This window comes from Vibrio sp. dhg, from assembly GCF_003443775.1.
GTDB classification, from domain to species: domain Bacteria; phylum Pseudomonadota; class Gammaproteobacteria; order Enterobacterales; family Vibrionaceae; genus Vibrio; species Vibrio natriegens.
Window position 1 is genome coordinate 2,374,817 of the sequence record NZ_CP028943.1, and the last position, 19,215, is coordinate 2,394,031.

The 19,215-nt window shown below is 44.8% G+C and carries 20 protein-coding genes; 8 read left to right on the plus strand and 12 right to left on the minus strand.

The genetic code is table 11. The features are described 5' to 3' along the window. Nucleotides 1-139 precede the first annotated feature (139 nt). The 7 genes from nqrF to bolA all read right to left on the minus strand — a co-directional run bounded on the left by nqrF (nt 140) and on the right by bolA (nt 6,763). Nucleotides 140-1,363, minus strand: coding sequence for an NADH:ubiquinone reductase (Na(+)-transporting) subunit F (gene nqrF, locus DBX26_RS10970; RefSeq protein ID WP_014232789.1), 1,224 nt, complete (start codon nt 1,361-1,363; stop codon nt 140-142). Nucleotides 1,364-1,396: 33 nt separating this feature from the next. Then, on the minus strand, nt 1,397-1,993 hold the full coding sequence (nqrE, locus tag DBX26_RS10975; RefSeq protein ID WP_014232790.1) for an NADH:ubiquinone reductase (Na(+)-transporting) subunit E: 597 nt from the start codon (nt 1,991-1,993) through the stop codon (nt 1,397-1,399). Nucleotides 1,994-2,000: 7 nt separating this feature from the next. After that, complete coding sequence (locus tag DBX26_RS10980) at nt 2,001-2,633, minus strand: NADH:ubiquinone reductase (Na(+)-transporting) subunit D (protein WP_014232791.1); 633 nt, start codon at nt 2,631-2,633, stop codon at nt 2,001-2,003. Beyond that, complete coding sequence (locus DBX26_RS10985; RefSeq protein WP_014232792.1) at nt 2,633-3,403, minus strand: Na(+)-translocating NADH-quinone reductase subunit C; 771 nt, start codon at nt 3,401-3,403, stop codon at nt 2,633-2,635. Before DBX26_RS10985 ends, DBX26_RS10980 begins: the two co-directional genes overlap by 1 nt. After that, nucleotides 3,393-4,637, minus strand: a complete 1,245-nt coding sequence (locus DBX26_RS10990; protein WP_014232793.1) for an NADH:ubiquinone reductase (Na(+)-transporting) subunit B — start codon at nt 4,635-4,637, stop codon at nt 3,393-3,395. The genes DBX26_RS10985 and DBX26_RS10990 overlap by 11 nt, the downstream gene beginning before the upstream one ends. Nucleotides 4,638-4,642: 5 nt before the next feature. Further along, nucleotides 4,643-5,983: a Na(+)-translocating NADH-quinone reductase subunit A gene (locus tag DBX26_RS10995; RefSeq protein ID WP_014232794.1), complete on the minus strand. Its 1,341-nt coding sequence runs from the start codon at nt 5,981-5,983 to the stop codon at nt 4,643-4,645. Nucleotides 5,984-6,454: 471 nt separating this feature from the next. After that, nucleotides 6,455-6,763: a transcriptional regulator BolA gene (bolA, locus tag DBX26_RS11000; protein WP_118119133.1), complete on the minus strand. Its 309-nt coding sequence runs from the start codon at nt 6,761-6,763 to the stop codon at nt 6,455-6,457. A gap of 267 nt (nt 6,764-7,030) precedes the next feature. Between bolA and DBX26_RS11005 the strand changes: the two genes are divergently transcribed. The 4 genes from DBX26_RS11005 (at nt 7,031) to DBX26_RS11020 (ending at nt 10,763) form a co-directional block, all read left to right on the plus strand. Further along, nucleotides 7,031-8,185, plus strand: coding sequence for a methyltransferase (locus DBX26_RS11005; protein ID WP_118119135.1), 1,155 nt, complete (start codon nt 7,031-7,033; stop codon nt 8,183-8,185). Nucleotides 8,186-8,227: 42 nt separating this feature from the next. Next, nucleotides 8,228-8,797 carry a YajG family lipoprotein gene (locus DBX26_RS11010; RefSeq protein ID WP_014232797.1) on the plus strand — a complete coding sequence of 190 codons (570 nt, stop codon included), beginning with the start codon at nt 8,228-8,230 and terminating at the stop codon, nt 8,795-8,797. Beyond that, on the plus strand, nt 8,797-9,342 hold the full coding sequence (locus tag DBX26_RS11015) for a peptidylprolyl isomerase (RefSeq protein WP_014232798.1): 546 nt from the start codon (nt 8,797-8,799) through the stop codon (nt 9,340-9,342). The genes DBX26_RS11010 and DBX26_RS11015 overlap by 1 nt, the downstream gene beginning before the upstream one ends. 68 nt (nt 9,343-9,410) lie before the next feature. Continuing rightward, complete coding sequence (locus tag DBX26_RS11020) at nt 9,411-10,763, plus strand: MFS transporter (RefSeq protein ID WP_014232799.1); 1,353 nt, start codon at nt 9,411-9,413, stop codon at nt 10,761-10,763. A 73-nt stretch (nt 10,764-10,836) separates the two neighbouring features. Here DBX26_RS11020 and DBX26_RS11025 read toward each other — a convergent pair whose 3' ends face one another. The 4 genes from DBX26_RS11025 to DBX26_RS11040 are packed head-to-tail and all read right to left on the minus strand — an operon-like array spanning nt 10,837 to nt 14,072. Beyond that, nucleotides 10,837-11,496, minus strand: a complete 660-nt coding sequence (locus tag DBX26_RS11025; protein ID WP_118119137.1) for a ChrR family anti-sigma-E factor — start codon at nt 11,494-11,496, stop codon at nt 10,837-10,839. Beyond that, nucleotides 11,493-12,077, minus strand: coding sequence for an RNA polymerase sigma factor (locus tag DBX26_RS11030; protein ID WP_118119139.1), 585 nt, complete (start codon nt 12,075-12,077; stop codon nt 11,493-11,495). The genes DBX26_RS11025 and DBX26_RS11030 overlap by 4 nt, the downstream gene beginning before the upstream one ends. A gap of 43 nt (nt 12,078-12,120) precedes the next feature. Further along, the gene (locus DBX26_RS11035; protein WP_118119141.1) at nt 12,121-13,479 is read right to left on the minus strand and encodes a DUF4397 domain-containing protein; all 1,359 of its coding nucleotides are present in this window, start codon (nt 13,477-13,479) and stop codon (nt 12,121-12,123) included. After that, nucleotides 13,476-14,072 (minus strand): LON peptidase substrate-binding domain-containing protein, encoded by a 597-nt coding sequence (locus DBX26_RS11040; protein ID WP_020334301.1) that lies wholly within the window; start codon nt 14,070-14,072, stop codon nt 13,476-13,478. Before DBX26_RS11040 ends, DBX26_RS11035 begins: the two co-directional genes overlap by 4 nt. A gap of 323 nt (nt 14,073-14,395) precedes the next feature. Between DBX26_RS11040 and DBX26_RS11045 the strand changes: the two genes are divergently transcribed. The 4 genes from DBX26_RS11045 (at nt 14,396) to csdA (ending at nt 17,994) form a co-directional block, all read left to right on the plus strand. Then, entirely contained in the window at nt 14,396-15,187 is a 792-nt protein-coding gene (locus tag DBX26_RS11045) for an outer membrane protein OmpK (RefSeq protein WP_118119143.1), read from the plus strand. Between the two features lie 109 nt (nt 15,188-15,296). Next, the gene (gene panE / locus DBX26_RS11050) at nt 15,297-16,187 is read left to right on the plus strand and encodes a 2-dehydropantoate 2-reductase (RefSeq protein ID WP_118119145.1); all 891 of its coding nucleotides are present in this window, start codon (nt 15,297-15,299) and stop codon (nt 16,185-16,187) included. Then, entirely contained in the window at nt 16,184-16,783 is a 600-nt protein-coding gene (locus DBX26_RS11055) for a DJ-1 family glyoxalase III (RefSeq protein WP_014232806.1), read from the plus strand. The genes panE and DBX26_RS11055 overlap by 4 nt, the downstream gene beginning before the upstream one ends. Next, nucleotides 16,783-17,994, plus strand: a complete 1,212-nt coding sequence (csdA, locus tag DBX26_RS11060; protein ID WP_118119147.1) for a cysteine desulfurase CsdA — start codon at nt 16,783-16,785, stop codon at nt 17,992-17,994. The genes DBX26_RS11055 and csdA overlap by 1 nt, the downstream gene beginning before the upstream one ends. Before the next feature lie 34 nt (nt 17,995-18,028). Here csdA and DBX26_RS11065 read toward each other — a convergent pair whose 3' ends face one another. Next, entirely contained in the window at nt 18,029-18,946 is a 918-nt protein-coding gene (locus tag DBX26_RS11065; RefSeq protein ID WP_065297285.1) for a sensor domain-containing diguanylate cyclase, read from the minus strand. Between the last annotated feature and the right edge of the window lie 269 nt (nt 18,947-19,215).

The following is a 19,215-nucleotide window of genomic DNA, read 5'->3' on the forward strand; positions in this document are numbered from 1 at the left end:
TTAACTCCTATGGAAAATTGAAATGGATATAGAGAATAAGTTGTGTCGATATAAACCGATTTTCTATATCAATTAATATTCAGAAAAAACAATGGCTGACCCGTAAGAGTCAGCCACAAATTTCAATTACTTAGATGGATTAACCACCGAAGTCATCTAGAAGGATGTTTTCATCTTCTACACCGAGATCTTTAAGCATGCCGATAACAGCCGCGTTCATCATCGGTGGACCACACATGTAGTATTCACAATCTTCAGGAGCTTCGTGATCCTTCAGGTAGTTTTCGTACAGTACGTTGTGGATGAAACCAGTGTAACCATCCCAGTTATCTTCTGGCATTGGATCAGATAGAGCACAGTGCCATACGAAGTTGTCGTTTTCTGCTTGTAGGCCGTCGAAATCTTCTACGTAGAACATTTCACGCTTAGAACGTGCACCGTACCAGAAAGACATCTTACGCGTAGAGTTCAGACGCTTAAGTTGGTCAAAGATGTGCGAACGCATCGGAGCCATACCAGCACCACCACCAATGAATACCATTTCAGCATCAGTGTCTTTCGCGAAGAACTCACCAAATGGACCAGAAATCGTACACTTGTCACCTGCTTTAAGAGACCAAATGTATGAAGACATGATACCAGGTGGTACGTCAGGATTATTAGGCGGCGGCGTAGCGATACGCACGTTTAGCATAATAATGCCTTCTTCTTCTGGGTAGTTAGCCATTGAGTAAGCGCGGATTGTCTCTTCGTTTACTTTAGACTCGTAGCGGAACAGGTTAAATTTGTCCCAATCTTCACGGTACTCATCTGGTACGTCGAAGTCAGCGTATTTCACGTGGTGAGCAGGCGCTTCAATCTGGATGTAACCACCAGCACGGAAAGGTACTGATTCGCCATCTGGAATTTGTAGCTTAAGCTCTTTGATGAATGTCGCTTTGTTATCGTTAGAGATAACCGTACATTCCCACTTCTTAACGCCGAAGATTTCTTCTGGAAGTTCGATGTCCATGTCTGTTTTCATTGCAACTTGACATGCTAGACGCTCACCTTCACGTGCTTCACCTTTAGTAATGTGGTCAAGCTCGGTAGGAAGGATATCACCACCACCAGATTTAATTTTTACGCGACACTGACCACATGAGCCACCGCCACCACAGGCAGAAGAAACGAAAACACCAGCGCCAGCAAGAGCGCCTAGTAGTTTACCGCCTGGTTGTGTAACGATCGCCAGATTAGGGTCGTCGTTCACAGAAATTGTAATGTCACCTGTTGGTACAAGCTTAGACTTAGCGAAAAGAATCACTAGTACTAGAGCAAGTACGATCAGAGTAAACATCACTACACCAAGAATAATGTCCATTGACTATTCCTTAATTGTTGCGGTTTACCCGACTTACAGTTGAACACCAGAGAAAGACATAAAGCCTAACGCCATTAGACCTACAGTGATGAACGTGATACCTAGACCACGTAGACCAGGAGGTACGTCAGAGTACTTCATCTTCTCACGGATACCTGCAAGAGCAACGATTGCTAGCATCCAGCCCACACCAGAACCGAAACCGTAAACAACAGATTCAGCAAAGTTGTAGTCACGTTGTACCATGAAAGATACACCACCGAAGATCGCACAGTTTACTGTGATCAACGGTAGGAAGATGCCTAGCGCGTTGTACAGAGGTGGGAAGAAACGGTCTAGAACCATTTCTAGGATCTGTACAAGTGCAGCGATTACACCGATAAAGGTGATGAAGTTTAGGAAGCTAAGATCGACACCTTCAACTAAAGCGTTTTCTCTCAATACTAGGTTGTAAACAAGGTTGTTTACTGGAACAGCGATAGTAAGTACTACTACAACCGCAACACCTAGACCAAAAGAGGTCTTAACTTTCTTAGATACCGCAAGAAACGTACACATACCTAAGAAGAAAGACAAAGCCATGTTTTCGATGAAAATCGATTTAACTAACAGACTAATGTAATGTTCCATGACGTCCTTACTCCTTCGCTTCTACTTGTTCTGGTTTCAGAATACGGATTGCCCAGATTAGGAAGCCGATTAGGAAGAATGCTGATGGCGCTAGAAGCATCAGGCCGTTTGGCTGATACCAACCACCGTTGCTCACTAGAGGTAGGATTTCCATACCAAATAGTTTGCCCGAGCCGAATAGCTCACGGAAGAAACCAACAGTGATAAGAACGAAACCGTAACCAAGACCGTTACCGATACCATCGATAAGAGATGGGATTGGCGCAGATTTCATTGCGAATGCTTCAGCACGACCCATTACGATACAGTTCGTGATGATAAGACCTACGAATACTGATAGCTGTTTAGAGATATCGTAAAGGTAAGCTTTTAGCACCTGGTCTACCACGATTACTAGCGATGCGATGATAGCCATCTGAACGATGATACGTACGCTGTTAGGAATGTGGTTACGGATTAGAGACACTGAGAAGTTAGACAAAGCAGTTACAAACGTTACTGCCAGCGTCATAACAAACGCAGTTTCTAGTTTAGTTGTTACTGCCAGAGCAGAACATACACCAAGAACCTGTAGCGCGATTGGGTTGTTGTCCAATACTGGCGCTAGAATGCTCTTTTTAACATTTTGTGCACTAGACATTAGTTCAGACCTCCGTCACGAACTTTTGCTAGGAATGGACCAAAGCCCATGTCACCTAACCAGAAGTCAAATGTGTGTTGAACACCGTTACTAGTTAGTGTCGCACCTGACAGGCCGTCAACACCGTGCTCAGAACCTGCTGGCGCACCACCTTTAACAACCTTGATAGCTGGTTTGTGGTTTTCGTCAAACAGTTTCTTGCCTACGAATTGTGCGCGCCAGCTTGGGTTCTCAACTTCACCACCAAGTCCAGGAGTTTCACCCTGCTCGTAGTAAGTGATACCAGATACTGTGTTGCCATCTGTTTCAACAGCAACAAATGCGTACATCATAGACCAAAGACCATTACCGTGAACCGGAATGATAACTTTAGATACTGCGTCGCCATCTTTCACTAGGTATACAACACCTGTGTTAGCACGACGAAGGATCTTCGCTTTGTCATCTTCAGCAGATAGTTTGATAGACTCAGCAGGATCTTTTGCAGCTTTACGCTGATCGTAAGTTGCAGCGTTACCTTCTACAAAGTCACCAGTATTAAAGTCAACCAGACGTGGTTCAATGTATTGTGCAAATAGCTCAGGTACTTTTTTACCTGAAGCATCAATGCCCGCAACTTCAACGATCTTAGATTGCTTATCTAGTACAGCGTTAGCTTTTTGCTTATCGCGTAGACCTACTGCTGCTGTTGATACGATGATTGAACAAACAAGGCTCAACCCGACAACAACACCCAGCGTCTTTTTAATGCTGTCGTTATTACTTGCCATAGCGTGCTTGTCTCCGCTTGATGTTCTTCTCAATAACTAAGTGGTCGAACAGAGGTGCAAACAGGTTCGCGAATAGAATCGCCAGCATCATACCTTCTGGGTACGCTGGGTTAACTACACGGATAAGAACACACATTACACCGATTAGAGCGCCGTACCACCATTTACCTTTGTTGGTAAATGAAGCAGATACAGGGTCTGTCGCCATAAAGAACATACCGAATGCAAAACCACCCAGAACTAGGTGCCAGTGCCATGGCATGTTGAACATAGGGTTAGTATCAGAACCGATAACGTTGAACAGCGTTGCTGTCGCGATCATACCGATCATTACACCCGCAATAATGCGCCATGAAGCGATTCGCATGTACACGATCATCGCTGCACCGATCATCAGAGCAAGAGTCGATACTTCACCAATTGAGCCAGGGATGTTACCGATGAAAGCATCCATCCAAGTGATAGGAGCACCAGAAACTGTGTTTACCAGAGCACCGTTACCACCTTGAGCCCATTGGCTAAGAGCAGTCGCACCAGAGAAACCGTCAGCAGCAGTCCACACTACGTCACCCGAGATTTGCGCAGGGTAAGCGAAGAATAGGAATGCACGGCCTGCTAGTGCAGGGTTTAGGAAGTTACGACCTGTACCACCGAAGATCTCTTTCGCAACAACAACACCGAAGGTAATACCTAGTGCAGCTTGCCATAGAGGAAGTGTTGGCGGAACGATAAGTGCGAACAGGATAGAAGTTACAAAGAAACCTTCGTTAACTTCGTGCTTACGCACCATACAGAACAGAACTTCCCAGAAACCACCAACAATAAACACTGTTGCGTAGATTGGTAGGAAGTAAGTCGCACCTAGTAGCATCTTACTGCCAACCCCTGCATCAGCGGAGATGGTTCCACCAAACATTTCGGTTAGCCAGTAATGCCAGTTGCCTGCTACTACTGTCGCTAGTTGGTCACCAGCGTGCATGTGAGTCAGTGCTGCGATAGCTTGGCCACCCGCGTTGTACATACCCCAGAACATTGCTGGGAATACCGCGAACCAAACCATGATCATGATACGTTTTAGGTCAACGCTATCACGAACGTGTGAGCTTCTCTTTGTTACAAGACCCGGAGTATAAAACAGCGTTGCTGCTGCTTCATAAAGGGCAAACCACTTCTCATGTTTACCACCAGGCTCAAAGTGATGCTCGATGTCTTCAATAAATTTTTTAAGAGACATGAAAATTACCCTTCCTTCTCGATCTTATCTAGGCATTCACGAAGTAGCTGACCGTACTCGTACTTACCAGGACAAACAAAGGTACACAATGCTACGTCTTCTTCGTCTAGCTCCAGAGCGCCAAGTGCTGCTGCACTATCTGTATCGCCTGCACATAGATCACGAAGTAGCAGAGTAGGTTCCATATCTAGTGGCATTACGCGTTCGTAGTTGCCAATTGGAACCATTGAACGGTCACTACCATTAGTCGTGGTTGTCATGTTGAACAACTGACCTTTGAATAGGTGACCAAGGAATGAGCGAGTTACAGAGAACTTGTTCTTACCAGGCATTGCCCAGCCGAACAGCTCTTTTTCATAACCTTCACGTAGAACAGACACTTGTAGGTTGTAACGACCTAGGTAAGCGTGAGGACCAGTTGCATGAGTACCTGTTAGTACCGAACCAGAAATCACACGAACTTCACCTGGCATTAACTCGTTGTCTGTCACGTCGTCTAGGCTAGCACCTAGCGTCGTACGAACTAGACGAGGGTTATTCACTACTGGACCAGCCAGAGAGATAACACGGTCAGTGTAAAGTTCACCAGTTAGGAACAACTTACCGAACGCAATAACGTCTTGGTAGTTGATGCTCCACGCCACATTTTCAGCATTTACTGGGTATAGGAAATGCATGTGGGTGCCAGCAAGACCTGCTGGGTGAGGGCCATCGAAGACGTGTTCTTCAATGTTAGACTGTGAAGAGCGTGGCAAGCTAGTGCCAGATTTACATACGTAAACCTTGCCTTCTGTCAGGGCTGAAAGAATGTCTAGACCAGCAACGAATGCTTCTTGTTGCTCGTTAATTATCAACTCAGGATTAGCCGCTAGTGGATTAGTATCCATTGCAGTTACAAAAATCGCCTTAGTTGAAGACTCGATTGCTGGAACCTTGCTAAACGGACGAGTACGTAAAGCGGTCCATAGGCCAGATTCAACCAATTGAGTCTTGATCACTTCACGATCTAGACCAGAAAGTTGAGAGGCTTCGAACTTATCGAATGTCACCTGCTCTTCACCTGCCACTTCAATCACTACTGATTGAAGGACACGTTTAGCGCCACGGTTAACTTCGATCACTTTACCGGCTGCCGGTGCAGTGAATTTCACGCCTGGGTTCTTCTTATCTTCAAAAAGAACTTGCGCTTTTTTCACTTCATCACCAACGCGGACATGCATGGTTGGACGCATGCCAACGTACTCTTCGCCAAGCAAGGCGACTTTTTTGATGGTCTTACCATCATTAATCACCTGGGATGGAGTTCCTGCGATAGGAAGATCCAAGCCCTTCTTTATTGTAATCATACGCACTTGCACTACTTTTATCGGGAAAAAGATTCTTTTGATTGCGTAACTTTTAGACACGACATTAGTGTCCGGTTTCAGTGTTGTTTTAAACACTAAAATCGCAACATCCTATTAAAAATCTCGTTACAAGAAATACTCGAGATTTCTCAGGTGCAATATTCTAGCATTTTTTAGGAACTTGATGCCATGACCAATCATAAGAATAGAGCGGATATTTAGGTAGAATAAGGTCTAAAAGGTCAAAGAATACTCATAACTTTGACCAATCGCACAAATACAATATTCCACACATACCGTATGGTAAAGCAACATTCACCGGCTGAAACAATCTTTGATTTTCATTCATTTGTTGAAACACTGTTAACGTAATTTCTTTAACCGGGATAGCTCTATTCTTTGGTGTTACGCTTGGTAAAACGAAAAAAAAGATGGTTTCCACCATCTTTCAAAAATCTATTTTTAATGGCGTTAACGACCACCACCGACACAAATTGGGCTATCAGGCGCGCCATTTTGCTCGCTCTTCCATTCCTCATCGGTGTAAGTATGAATCGCTAATGCGTGAATGTGATTATCCAACTCATCTGCGAGAATTTGATGAACCTGTCGGTGTCTGCCAATCAGTCTATGTCCAGCAAACGAGTCGCTAACTACGATGACTTTAAAGTGGCTTTCTGAACCTGGTGGTACATTATGCATATAGCTTTCATTGATCACTTTTAAGTAGCTTGGTTGTAGCTCACTATGCAGCTTTTTCTCTATGATTTCTTGGATCATATTCGTTCCTCATCGATTCGAATTTCATAAGTATATACCCAACTCACGGTAACTTGCAGTATCCAGCTCTCGCTGTTGAAGTATAAGTCTAAAAATTAAATCCTAACCTCAATCAACGCAATAGTTTAAAACTCAGAGTTGAGTCATGTCTGAGCCTCTGAATAACGTAAAAGCAAGTAAACTCAAAATTTAACAGCTTTTTGTATCTACACTTGCCATCATTTGCGACAATATTCCCTAGTTTATTGAATCAACCTACGTTTACTTATGAAAACCGAACTGAACCTTCACGGCAGAAGCCTAACGCTTCACCGCTTCCCTAAGCGCTCCAACGAAACACTGCAGGCTTGGGACGCTGGTGATGAATATTTGATTAATCATGTCGAAGAGCTGGCGCTAAACGACAATCAACATATTGTGGTTATCAATGACAGCTTTGGCGCTTTGGCTTGCTGGTTTTCTGAAAAACATCGTGTAACGTTTATGAGCGACTCTTTTATTTCTCATAAAGGTACTCAAGTAAACCTTGAAGCGAATCAATGTAAAGAGGTGACATTTCTTAGCACGATGGATGACATTCCAGCAGATGCTGACTTGGTTTTGCTGCAACTTCCAAAAAGCAATCGCCACCTGACTTGGATACTCAACCAACTCAGAAAAGCACTCCCTGAGTCATGCCCGGTTATTGGCGTTAATAAGGTCAAAGAGATCCACACTTCGACGCTCAAACTCTTTGAAAAGCATTTAGGTGAAACGAAAACGTCCCTTGCCTGGAAGAAGCACCGACTGGTTTTCTCCCAAGCCAATGCTCAGCCGATTGTCGAAGTCGACCCGATTACGGCGTGGAGTGTGGATGGCGAAAATATTCAGCTCAAAAATCTGCCAAATGTATACTCAGGCGAAAGTTTAGACTTGGGTGCCCGATTTATGTTGCAGCATATTCCTCAAGATGCTTCCATCACTCATATTGTCGACCTTGGATGCGGTAACGGCGTACTCTCAGTGAAAGCGGGGCAGTTAAACCCAAATGCTCGCCTGACTTGTGTTGATGAAAGCTTTATGGCGCTGGAGTCGGCTAAGCAGAATTTACTGGATAACTTAGGCGAAGAGCGCGAAGTACAATGCATCGCGAACAACTGCTTAGATGGTTTTGATCACGATAGCTGCTCACTTATCATGTGCAACCCACCCTTCCATCAGCAGCAAGCCATCACCGACCATATCGCATGGCAAATGTTCTGTGATTCAAAGCAGGTATTGAACAAAGGCGGTCGGTTACTTGTCATAGGAAATCGACACCTTGGCTACGACGCTAAACTCAAGCGTCTGTTTGGTGCCAACAATGTGAATCTTGTCGCGTCTAACAATAAGTTCTTGATTTTACAGGCAACAAAAAATCCTGCTAAATTAAACGCAAAATAAAAAAGCTCCTTACTGAGAAGAATGTTTACAAGGAATAATCAAATGAAAAAATTGGTAATCGCGGCTTCAGTTGCCTTGCTGGCTGCATGTTCAGCCCCACAACAGGTACAACTGAACCTGATGCCTGAAAGCACACTTAGCACCAATCCTATTGTACAAGGCAAAACATACAGCTTGATCAGTAAAGATGTACGTGCCGCTCAATACGTTGCGTTGGTGGATAATGGACGTTCTAACATTCTTCCTCTCCACGCGAAGCAGAATTTACGTATTGCTCTAGAGCAAGCGTTGGAGAAGCAGTTCTCATCCCAAGGATTCCACTCAGACCTTAACAGTAATAATGTGATTGAACTTAAAGTTCAGGAAGCGCTCGTGAACGTAAAGCATTCGGTCATGGAAAAAGAGATGAGTGCTAAGGTTGTATTAGAAATCACAGCGGAAAACCCACAAGGCCGATTAGTCAAAACGTATACGGGTAGTGCGAATCGCTCCGGTACGTTCAGCGCTTCAGACTCAGATATCGAACAGACATTAAACGATGTGGTTGATCTAACTCTGAAAGAAATCGCCAACGACCCAGAACTTCGTCAGTACATGCAGGAGCGATTCTAATGATACGCAAAGCTATTCTTTCTTTGGCGCTACTCAGTTGTAGCGTTTGGGCCGGACCTAAGGTCTCGTTTGAAACAACACTGGGCTCATTTACCGTTGAGTTAAATGAAGAGAAAGCACCAATAACGGTGGCGAACTTCCTTAAATATGTTGAGGATGGCAGCTACGAAGGCACGATTTTCCACCGTGTAATACCGGGTTTTATGGCGCAAGGTGGCGGTTTCAACCAAGAGATGCAAATGGTTGATACGTACGAGCCTATCAAAAATGAAGGTAATAACGGCTTAAATAACGACCAGGCGACTATCGCGATGGCTCGCACCAACGCGCCGGACTCGGCTACTCGCCAATTTTACATTAATTTGGTGGATAACGATTTTCTTAACTACGGCGCTCGACCACCGGGTTATGCAGTCTTTGGTCAGGTAACTGAAGGCTTTGACGTCATCCAAAACATGGCAAAACAGCCAACATCTTCATCTGGCCGAATGCGTGACGTACCAGAAACTCAAATCGTCATCACGAAAGCAACATTACTCAAATAGCCATCATAAACCCTTTGAATATTCGAAGGGTTTTCTCTTTCAACGGCGTCATTTTATTGGATTAATCTATGTCTTCATTACCTTCCATCACCTGGTTGGAAACGGTAAAAAGTTACCTCGATAAACGTTTGTTATGGGTCTTTATGCTGGGATGCTCAAGCGGCTTCCCATGGGTATTGATCGGCTCTAACATGTCTGGCTGGCTTAAAGATGCAGGCTTAACGCTTTCTGCGATTGGTTATTTTGGTAGCGTCTTTGCCGTGTATGCGATTAACTTCCTCTGGGCTCCACTGGTAGACCGGCTAAAACTCCCACTGTTGCACCGTCTTCTTGGGCAGCGACGCAGCTGGATTTTCTTTTGTCAAAGCATCGTACTTGTCGCCACCATCCTTATTGCAGATGTAAACCCGGCACAAAATCTGGCTTTTGCGTCAGTTTTAGCCCTGTGTATTGCGACGGCATCGGCAACACAAGATATCGCCATCGACGCTTTTCGTATTGATACCTTCCCCAAATCTGAAGCCTCTAAACTGCCACAAGCGTCGGCAATGGCTGTCATCGGATGGTGGACTGGCTACTCCCTGCCTGGCTATTTAGCGTTTATTAATGCTGATAGCATCGGCTGGAATGGCGTTTATTACGGAATGGCATTTATTGTTGTTGTTTTAATGGTGTTTACACTCTTAGTCGGAGAACCTAAAACTCAACGTGAGCAGTTACAGTCTGAAGCAGAACAACGTCACAAAGAAGTGGTTGGTTCTAGAATAGTTGCGTGGTTTACAGTAACCGTCGTTGAGCCTTTCCTGGATTTCTTCAACCGAAATGGGGTGCGCGTTGCGATAACCTTATTGCTCTTCGTATTCTTGTTCAAAATTGGCGAAGCCTTCTTAGGCCGGATGTCGATTGCCTTCTATAAAGATATCGGCTTTAGTAATGAGCAAATTGGCTACTACTCCAAGCTAATCGGCTGGGGCGCGACAATATTCTTTACCTTAGTAGGCAGTATGTTCAATGTGAGGTTTGGCCTGGTTCGCGGCCTGATGATCGGTGGCATTGCCATGTCGGCAAGTAATCTAATGTTTGCTTGGATTGCTTCAGTCGGTCCTAATGAACACCTGTACTTAGCCACTATCATTGTCGATAACTTTACTACAGCATTCTCAACCGTGGCGTTTGTCTCTTTCTTAACGTTATTGACCGGACAAGCGTTTTCAGCAACACAATACGCATTACTGGCGTCTTTAGGTAACTTTGGACGAACCACACTGGCCTCGTTCAGTGGCGAGTTAGTAGATTACCTCAATGACTGGAGTACCTTCTTCATTCTTACAGCGGTTATGGTGATACCAAGTTTGATCATGCTGTATTCACTACGCCACTACTTTGATGACCTGCTAGAAAAAGCACGCCATAAACACTAAATCACTGGAAACAAAAGAACCACCGCAAAACGGTGGTTCTTTTAAAAACAGCATTGTGGGAAGCTGCTGACGTTTAAGGGTAAAGCCCCTTACCAAACATATTGAAGATTCTTGCCACACCCTGAGTAAATATCATTGGCTCAGTTAAGACAGTAAGACACAAACAATCTTCCCCGGCTTTCGTATACGGGCTGTGCTTAACAGACGCATCACGAATCATCAGGTCGCCCTCTTCGTACTCACCATCCTCATCGCTAAATCCGCCATGTAAGACCAAGGTTGACTCTATTCCTTTGTGCGTATGTTGCGGAATCTGCACACCTTCACTGATATACATAAGGTTTACTCTGGCATCTTCACCTAAATCAATTTGGGCACTATATACTTTGCCGCCATAACTTCTCCAAGAGCCGACCAAATCAGAGAAACGGCTCAGAGTTTTGGGTAACTCAAAGCTTTTGCCTGCCACGGACACTTTTGCTGAGTCTCTAATAATGACACTGTCTCGCATGGGAGGGGCCGTAACAATGGCATTAAACATGTCATCAAATTCAGGCACGTAAACACAGGGAACGTCACTGACGACATTCGCTTGCTCTGCTTCTACCCGATTGACGTAGTCTCGGCACTTGGAGCATGTTTCTAAGTGCGTCGCGACCACAAGACCAGAAACCGCATCAATGCTGCCCAAAGCATAAGCTTCTAGCAATTTGTTCTCTGGATGATTGTTCATAGTTGCTCCGTATGCATTGAATGTCTTAATTTCTCTACCGCAAGTCTTAGACGAGATTTAACGGTACCAAGTGGGATATCAAACAGTTCTGCCACTTGCTGATGCGGCAACTCTTCAAGATATACCGCTTGCAACACGTCTCTTTGATTTTTCGGCAATGTATCTAAAAATTTCACCACCTGCTCTTTCAGCATGTCTTGCTCGGGAGAGTAGTGATCGACGAGATCTGGTGGATAATATTCTGAAGGCCAGATGTCATCCGCATGAATGTGTAGCTCTTTGCCCTTTTGCTTTCGTAATAAGTCAAAGCACAAGTTGCGGATGATGGTGTATATCCAAGTAGATAACGCACTCTTCTTTCCATCGTACAAGTGAGCTTTGTGCCAAACCGTGGCCATGGTTTCTTGTACCATTTCCATTGCGACTTGCTCGTTCCCTACGTGCTTATAAGCGAACTGTTTTAATTTGGGGGCATAAAATTGGAATACAAAAGCAAAGGCGTCTTGATCTCGTGCTTTGACTTTGTCCATATACGCGTTCCATTCATGCCGTCCCAGTTTTTGTTGGCTATCACTCATCATATCGGCCTTATCGTAGGGAGGAGTCTCCCCCTCCCACTCCGTCCTAGTCTGTGATGTCATTAACTAACAGGTTGAAACCACCACTATTGCCATCGTCTATCGCTACGACTTGATAGACCACACCGTTCATCAAACCCACAGGAGCAGAATCTATTGCAACAGTATTAGGCTCGCCTGCTGCAGTGACAGTGACAAAGTAGGTTCCTTCCTCAACGTAAAGTCCTTTCAGACTCTCTTTGTACGTAAAATCAGAAACGGTTGGATCACTACCGTCTATACCAGCGCTAGTAGTGAGGTAAATATCCACGTTCTCAGCAACCGGATTTGCCGCTGCATGAGTGATATTCAATGTTGCACTGGTTGCCACGGCTCTTCTCATGTCCTCAACAATCAAAGGTTCCACAGCGACCGAAGGGCTCACGACGCCAACAGCGTAGATACTGTAATCCATCCCTGCTTCCACAGATAAATCGTCAATACTGAAAATGGGGTCTGTGGTAGTACCATCAACGAAAACATCGATGTCATAAGAATGAGGATCAAGATCCAAATAGCCACGAATTTCTTTGAAGGCTAAATCAGCAAGTGGAGCGAATGGAGCATCATTTACATTCACGTCTACAGCTGGTGCACCATCCACGACATGCCCAACCCGAACTTCAGCTTGGCTGCCCATATCCTGAATTATAGAAGATCCCGAACCATCTAAAACCAACAACTTAACGGGAGAAGAGCTGCTGGAGTCGCCGGTTTTAATGGCAGCGATAGTTAAGTTAGCATTTCCCGCCAATGAAAGCGTTCCAGAATCAAACACGACATCATCCCCAACCGCCAATCTGACTTGATAATCACCAGCCTGGATATTGAGCGTGTCTGTCACCGCTTTATAAGCAAGATTAGTTAAAGGCATGACTGTCGATAAATCAGCCCCTGGATCTGTCACGTACACATCCACAGCTGGAACGCCTGAAGCAGCGTGCACAACTTGTACATCCAGAGAGCTTTCATCCGCCATCGACTCCGCGTGGCGTGTCACGATTAGTGGCTCGACAGGATTTGGGTTACCGTCGGCATCACCGACCACAAACACGGTGTACTTGAGGTCTGAATCGAGATCGAGCAACGTTCTTGGCACTACTGTTGCCACCTCACTGCCTGGCAACTGCACATCGACCTGAACTGCGTTACTGCCCTCACGAACCATCATGTACCCTGATCCAACACCATAATCGACGCCAGTTAGCGTAGCTTTGTCGTTAATCCATACATTCGCCAGTGGTGCATCTGCTGATGCATGCACTGCCTGAACATTGGAGAACTCTATTGTATCGCTGTCTGAACCACACGCAGCCAATCCCAGAGATCCCATTAAAACCAGAAACGCTTTACTTGTTAGTTTCATAACCGTGCCTCTTTGTTTTTAGGGGCTTCAAGTGCTTGGTGTAGAAAATGCAAAGCTGGAAGACAATCCTCTGCTCCTGCCAACCTATCGAACAGGTGACATTCCAACGGCAGTAGCTCAAGCCAACGCTGTGTGACCCAAGATGGGTCGTCATAAAAGCGGTGCTCATAAAGTGACCCAAGCTGAGGGAACTCCTCATAAACGTAAGCCAGCTGTTGACTTAAGTAATCAAAGCTGTACAGCCCTTTCGGAACAGCCCAGTTGTCCATCCACTCAACCTCGGCATGCCTTAAACCATCGGAGTCTGCTCTAACGCGCAGTACCTTAAAGCGTTTTTCACCAACCACTGTGATTCCAAGAAGCCCATCACTTAATGTTTCAAAATCAACAATCCGGACTAACGAACCTATCGAAGAAACGTTTCCAACTTCTTTCGGATCGCCGTCGTTACCTACCAGACAGACGCCAAAACCCATATTTTTCGAACTGCACTCTTTCACCATACGTATGTAACGAGGCTCAAAAATACGCAGATTCATCTTTCCTTCAGGGAGTACAACTGAAGTAAGTGGAAATAACATAACTTCGTTCATCAATAAGTCCTCTTTCGTTCATCGTCTAGTACGAAACTCTGTTCACTCCGATCACTAACGGTTTTTGTTGGTTAATCGACTGGCTTAAAAAGTCACGAAAATCGCCACGCAAACGATCTAAATCACATATTTATTGTAATAAAATGCAATAAATAAAAAGTTCCGTAAATAAAGATACCTTTGTGACTTTGATCACTAAAAAGGTTTTGTTTTGCACCTTTTATCACTTTCTTTTGGGATTATTATCGCTATTATTCCCGCCACTAGGAAAACGCAGCATAGATTGCTTATTCTGAAATATTACAAACATAGAGAGTCCCCTTATGCGTAAATCACTTTTAGCTCTTGGCCTTCTAGCGGCTACTTCAGCTCCAGTTATGGCGGCTGATTATTCTGACGGCGATATCCACAAAAACGATTACAAGTGGATGCAGTTCAACCTGATGGGTGCATTTAACGAACTTCCAGGTTTCCCTGATGGCTCAAACCATGACTACCTAGAAATGGAATTTGGCGGTCGCTCTGGTATTTTCGATCTTTACGGTTACGTTGACGTATTCAACCTAACTTCAGATCCAGGCAGTGATAAAGCTGGCGCAGAAAAAATGTTCATGAAGTTCGCGCCACGTATGTCTCTGGACGCACTAACTGGTAAAGATCTTTCTTTCGGCCCAGTTCAAGAGCTATACGTTGCATCTCTTATCGAGTGGGGCGGTAACTCTGGTGTAAACAATCAGAAAATCGGTCTAGGTTCTGACGTTATGGTTCCATGGCTTGGCAAAGTAGGTGTAAACCTATACGGAACCTACAGCGGCAACGATAAAGACTGGAACGGTTACCACTTTGCAACCAACTGGTTCAAACCATTCTACTTCTTCGAGAACGGTTCATTCATCTCTTACCAAGGTTACATCGACTGGCAATTTGGTATGAAAGATGAGTACGCAAGCTCTAGCTACGGCGGCGCAATGTTCAACGGCCTATACTGGCACTCAGACCGCTTTGCAGTTGGTTACGGCCTGAAAGGTTTCAAAAACATCTACGGTATCAAAGACGGCAGTGGCGTAGACTCTACTGGTTTTGGTCACTACGTAGCGGTAACTTACAAGTTCTAATATAACCAATAAGTTTCTTCAGAAATGGCGCCCATTGGCGCCATTTTTTATTTGCTTTCCTTTTTCCCCTCATTATCCTTGCAGCAAACCTTTTCAATGAGAGCGTTTGGTGAATATTGTCATCTTAGGTCCCGGAGCTATCGGCTCACTCTGGGCAATAAAATTAAAGCAAGCAGGGCATCATGTGTCTCTTTGGAGCAGAAGTTCAGAAACTCAGCTTTCGTTGCAACTTGATGACTCAGTCGGTGACACTTTCTTAAATAATCACCTGCTTTCTGTAAAAAGTGCTGACTTGATTGTGGTGACCGTCAAGGCGTGGCAAGTCGAAGAAGCCATTTCTCCTCTGCTTGGACATATCCACCCCGACACAATCGTGATGCTGATGCATAACGGCATGGGAACCGCACAACGCGTTTCAGAATCGCTTAAAAACAACCCTATCGTTTTAGCGACCACGACTCACGGAGCCTATAAACCTTGCAAACAAAAAGTGTTGCATACAGGTCATGGCAACACGCAGTTAGGCGGCTTCAATAATTTGGGCGAACAGTGTCAGTTTTTACAAGAAGTAATGCATCACGCCCTACCTGAAGTGGGATGGAACCCAAATATCAATGCAGCATTGTGGACTAAACTCGCTATCAACTGTGCAATTAATCCATTAACCGCTATCCATCAATGCAAAAATGGCGCGCTTGCACAGCAGGAGTTTCAGGATACGCTGAGAAACATTACGCGCGAATTGATTGAGGTAATGAATAAAGAAGGGCTCGATACTGAGTTCGACAATTTGTTCGGAGTTATCATGCAAGTCGTCAATGCTACCGCTGAGAATTACTCTTCGATGAGACAGGATGTTTACCACCAGCGACGCACCGAAATCGACTTTATTACTGGTTATTTATTGCAAACTGCAGAGAAACACCATATCGAGACGCCTGAGAACCTCAGTCTTTACCAACGCATTAAACAGATAGAAAAAAGCTGGACAGAACAATGAGTGTAAAAATCTTAGTACCTATCGCTCCAGGTACCGAAGAAATGGAAGCCGTGACCATTATCGATATGATGGTTCGAGCTGGATATGACGTGACGGTAGCCAGTGCAGCATTCGATGGGGCTTTAACGATGAAAGCTTCTCGTGGCGTCACGCTAACCGCAGATTGCAAACTGGTCGATATCGCCGATGACGAGTTTGATGTCATTGCACTGCCGGGTGGTGTCGGTGGTTCGGAAGTGTTTCGCGACAGCACAGTCATGATAGAAATCCTCAAACAACATATTTACGAAGGAAAACTGGTTGCGGCTATCTGTGCAGCCCCAGCGTTGGTGCTACAACATCATGATCTATTCCCTAACGCCCTAATGACCTGTCACCCAAGTTTCCAGTCACACATTCCTGAAGCAAACTGGCGTAGCAAACGCGTGACTATCGATATTAACCATAATCTGATCACCAGTCAGGGGCCGGGAACTGCGTTAGAATTTGCAATGGAAGTGATCATCAAACTCTCTGGCAAAAAACATGCGTGGACTATCGCCGAACCTATGGTGACTATTCCGACTTTGCACTATCACAAAATTGGTGAAGAGTAATGTTTGACGTCAATGCGGTTCGTAAGCAGTTTCCCGCTTTAAATCAGTCAATTAATGACACGCCTTTGGTCTACCTTGATAGTGCTGCAACCACGCAAAAGCCTCAATGTGTGATTGACGTTATCAGTCATTATTACAGTGCTCAAAATGCTAACGTGCATCGTGGCAGTCACAGCTTAACCGCCAATGCCACCAGCCAGTTCGAAGCGGCTCGAGAAACCGTCACCCGTTTTATCGGCGCGGCCAGCTCAAAAGAAATCATCTGGACACGTGGAGCGACAGAAGCGCTCAATTTGATCGCTCAGACCTATGCTCGTAGCAACTTACAAGCAGGCGATGAGATATTGATCAGCGAGATGGAGCATCACGCCAACATCGTGCCATGGCAAATTGTTGCTGAGCAGACCGGAGCAAAAGTTGTAAAAGTGCCAATGACTTCCAACTGTCAGTTTGATTTGGAAGCATTTAAGTCGCTGTTGTCTGAACGCTGTAAGATTGTGGCGTGCGCACAAATCACTAACGTCACCGGTTCACGTCAGCCCATCGAAGAAATTATCACCCTGGCGCATCAGTTTGGCGCCATTGTCGTGGTGGATGGTGCTCAAGGTATCGTGCATGAGCCGTTAAACCTTGCTGAGTTGGATATCGATTTTTACGTATTCTCAGGACATAAGCTCTATGCCCCTGCTGGGATTGGCGTGCTTTATGGCAAGTTAGCTCTACTAGAAGCGATGCCTCCATGGCATGGTGGCGGAAAAATGGTTGAGAAAGTATCGTTTGAAAAAACCACCTTTTCTGCGTTACCCGGTAAGTTCGAAGCAGGCACACCAAATGTCGCTGGGGCTATCGCACTCGCAAAAGCCATTGATTGGTATCAGGGTTTTGATCATCACGAAGTGGAAGCGCACCTGCACACTTTACAAAACAAAGCCTATCAAGCGCTTAGTCAGCTGGATGATATTCACATTCTTGGTTACCAGCCTAATGCATCGGTGCTGACATTTGTTATGGACGGCGTTCATCACCAAGACATTGCGACACTACTCGACCAGCAAGGTATTGCAGTACGCGCCGGACACCATTGTGCCCACCCGCTAATGGATGCACTGAAGGTTAAAGGAACAGTGCGTGTCTCGTTTGGAATTTACAACACCTTAGAAGACGTTGACAGGCTGATCGCCGCGGTAGAAAAAGCCGTCGATATGCTCTAACCAAACCACGAAATCGTAGTAACCGATTTGGTTGCTACGATTCGCTCTCTATCGTTATCACACAGTTTCGACCATTACGTTTTGCCGCATAGAGTGCTTTGTCTGCCCTTGCATACAATCGCTTTGTCGATTCATAACCGATGATATTCACCACGCCAACACTGACTGTCACAGGGATTTGAACGTTTTCAAACTCAAACTGATTTTTTTCAATATTTGAACGAATTTCCTCGCCGATCTCTGTTGCCGAAGACAATGATACATCAGGCAGGATAATCGCAAACTCTTCCCCTCCCACTCTCGAGAAGGTTTCATCTTTTGTTAAAAGACTAGAAACTAACTCAGCCAACGTTTCTAAGACGTAGTCACCGGCATCGTGACCTCGCTCATCATTAATAGATTTGAAGAAATCGAGATCGAAAAACAGTAAGGCGGCTTGATAACTTTGAGCTTCGCACTTGGTGATTTCTTCGGACACTTTTTCGAAGAAAACACGGCGATTATAGATGTTTGTTAAAGCGTCGATTTGGCTTTGGTGACGCAGAAGAGTTTCAACTTGATGACGGTTAGAAATATTTCGGGTAAGGATAAGAACAACTCTGCGACCTTGGTACGTTATACCAAGAGGACATACTTTCCCTTCATAATAGAGTAATCCGTTTGGTCCTGTGGTGGGATCAATACCCTGAACGTTGTCGGCGGACATCTTGTATTCTATGGTGATAATACTGTCTTCCGTCAGACAGCGATTAATCTGCTTAATAAACCAGTCTGCTTGTTCTTTTTCAAGCACACTATGCAGAGTTTCACCAATCAAACTACTGCCATCATGATAGGCGTTTCTATCTATACCACCAAAAACATCAATATAGAGACCATCTTCACTCAGTATAAAAGTGGGGTCTGGCATTCCGGATAACACGTCTTGCGCATGTTCCAAGGAGAATCGCATAAAAGAGAGGTTCCTAGTATTTGTACTAACTAACCCAATTGCCTATAAACCTTCTACAACGGGAAAATAAAAACCTCTTTAAGAATATATCTATCATCTAATGCAGACAAATTGTAACTACAAATATTGGTGTAAAACCGGACTGTGCGCTGAGAAATGAGATCAATAACGAACAATAACTCAAGCCAAAATAGCCGATGTAGTCGAATGGTTTTAAGTCCTTCTTCCATCCCCTTCGCCCAAATAAAAAAGCGCCGAGTAACTTCGCT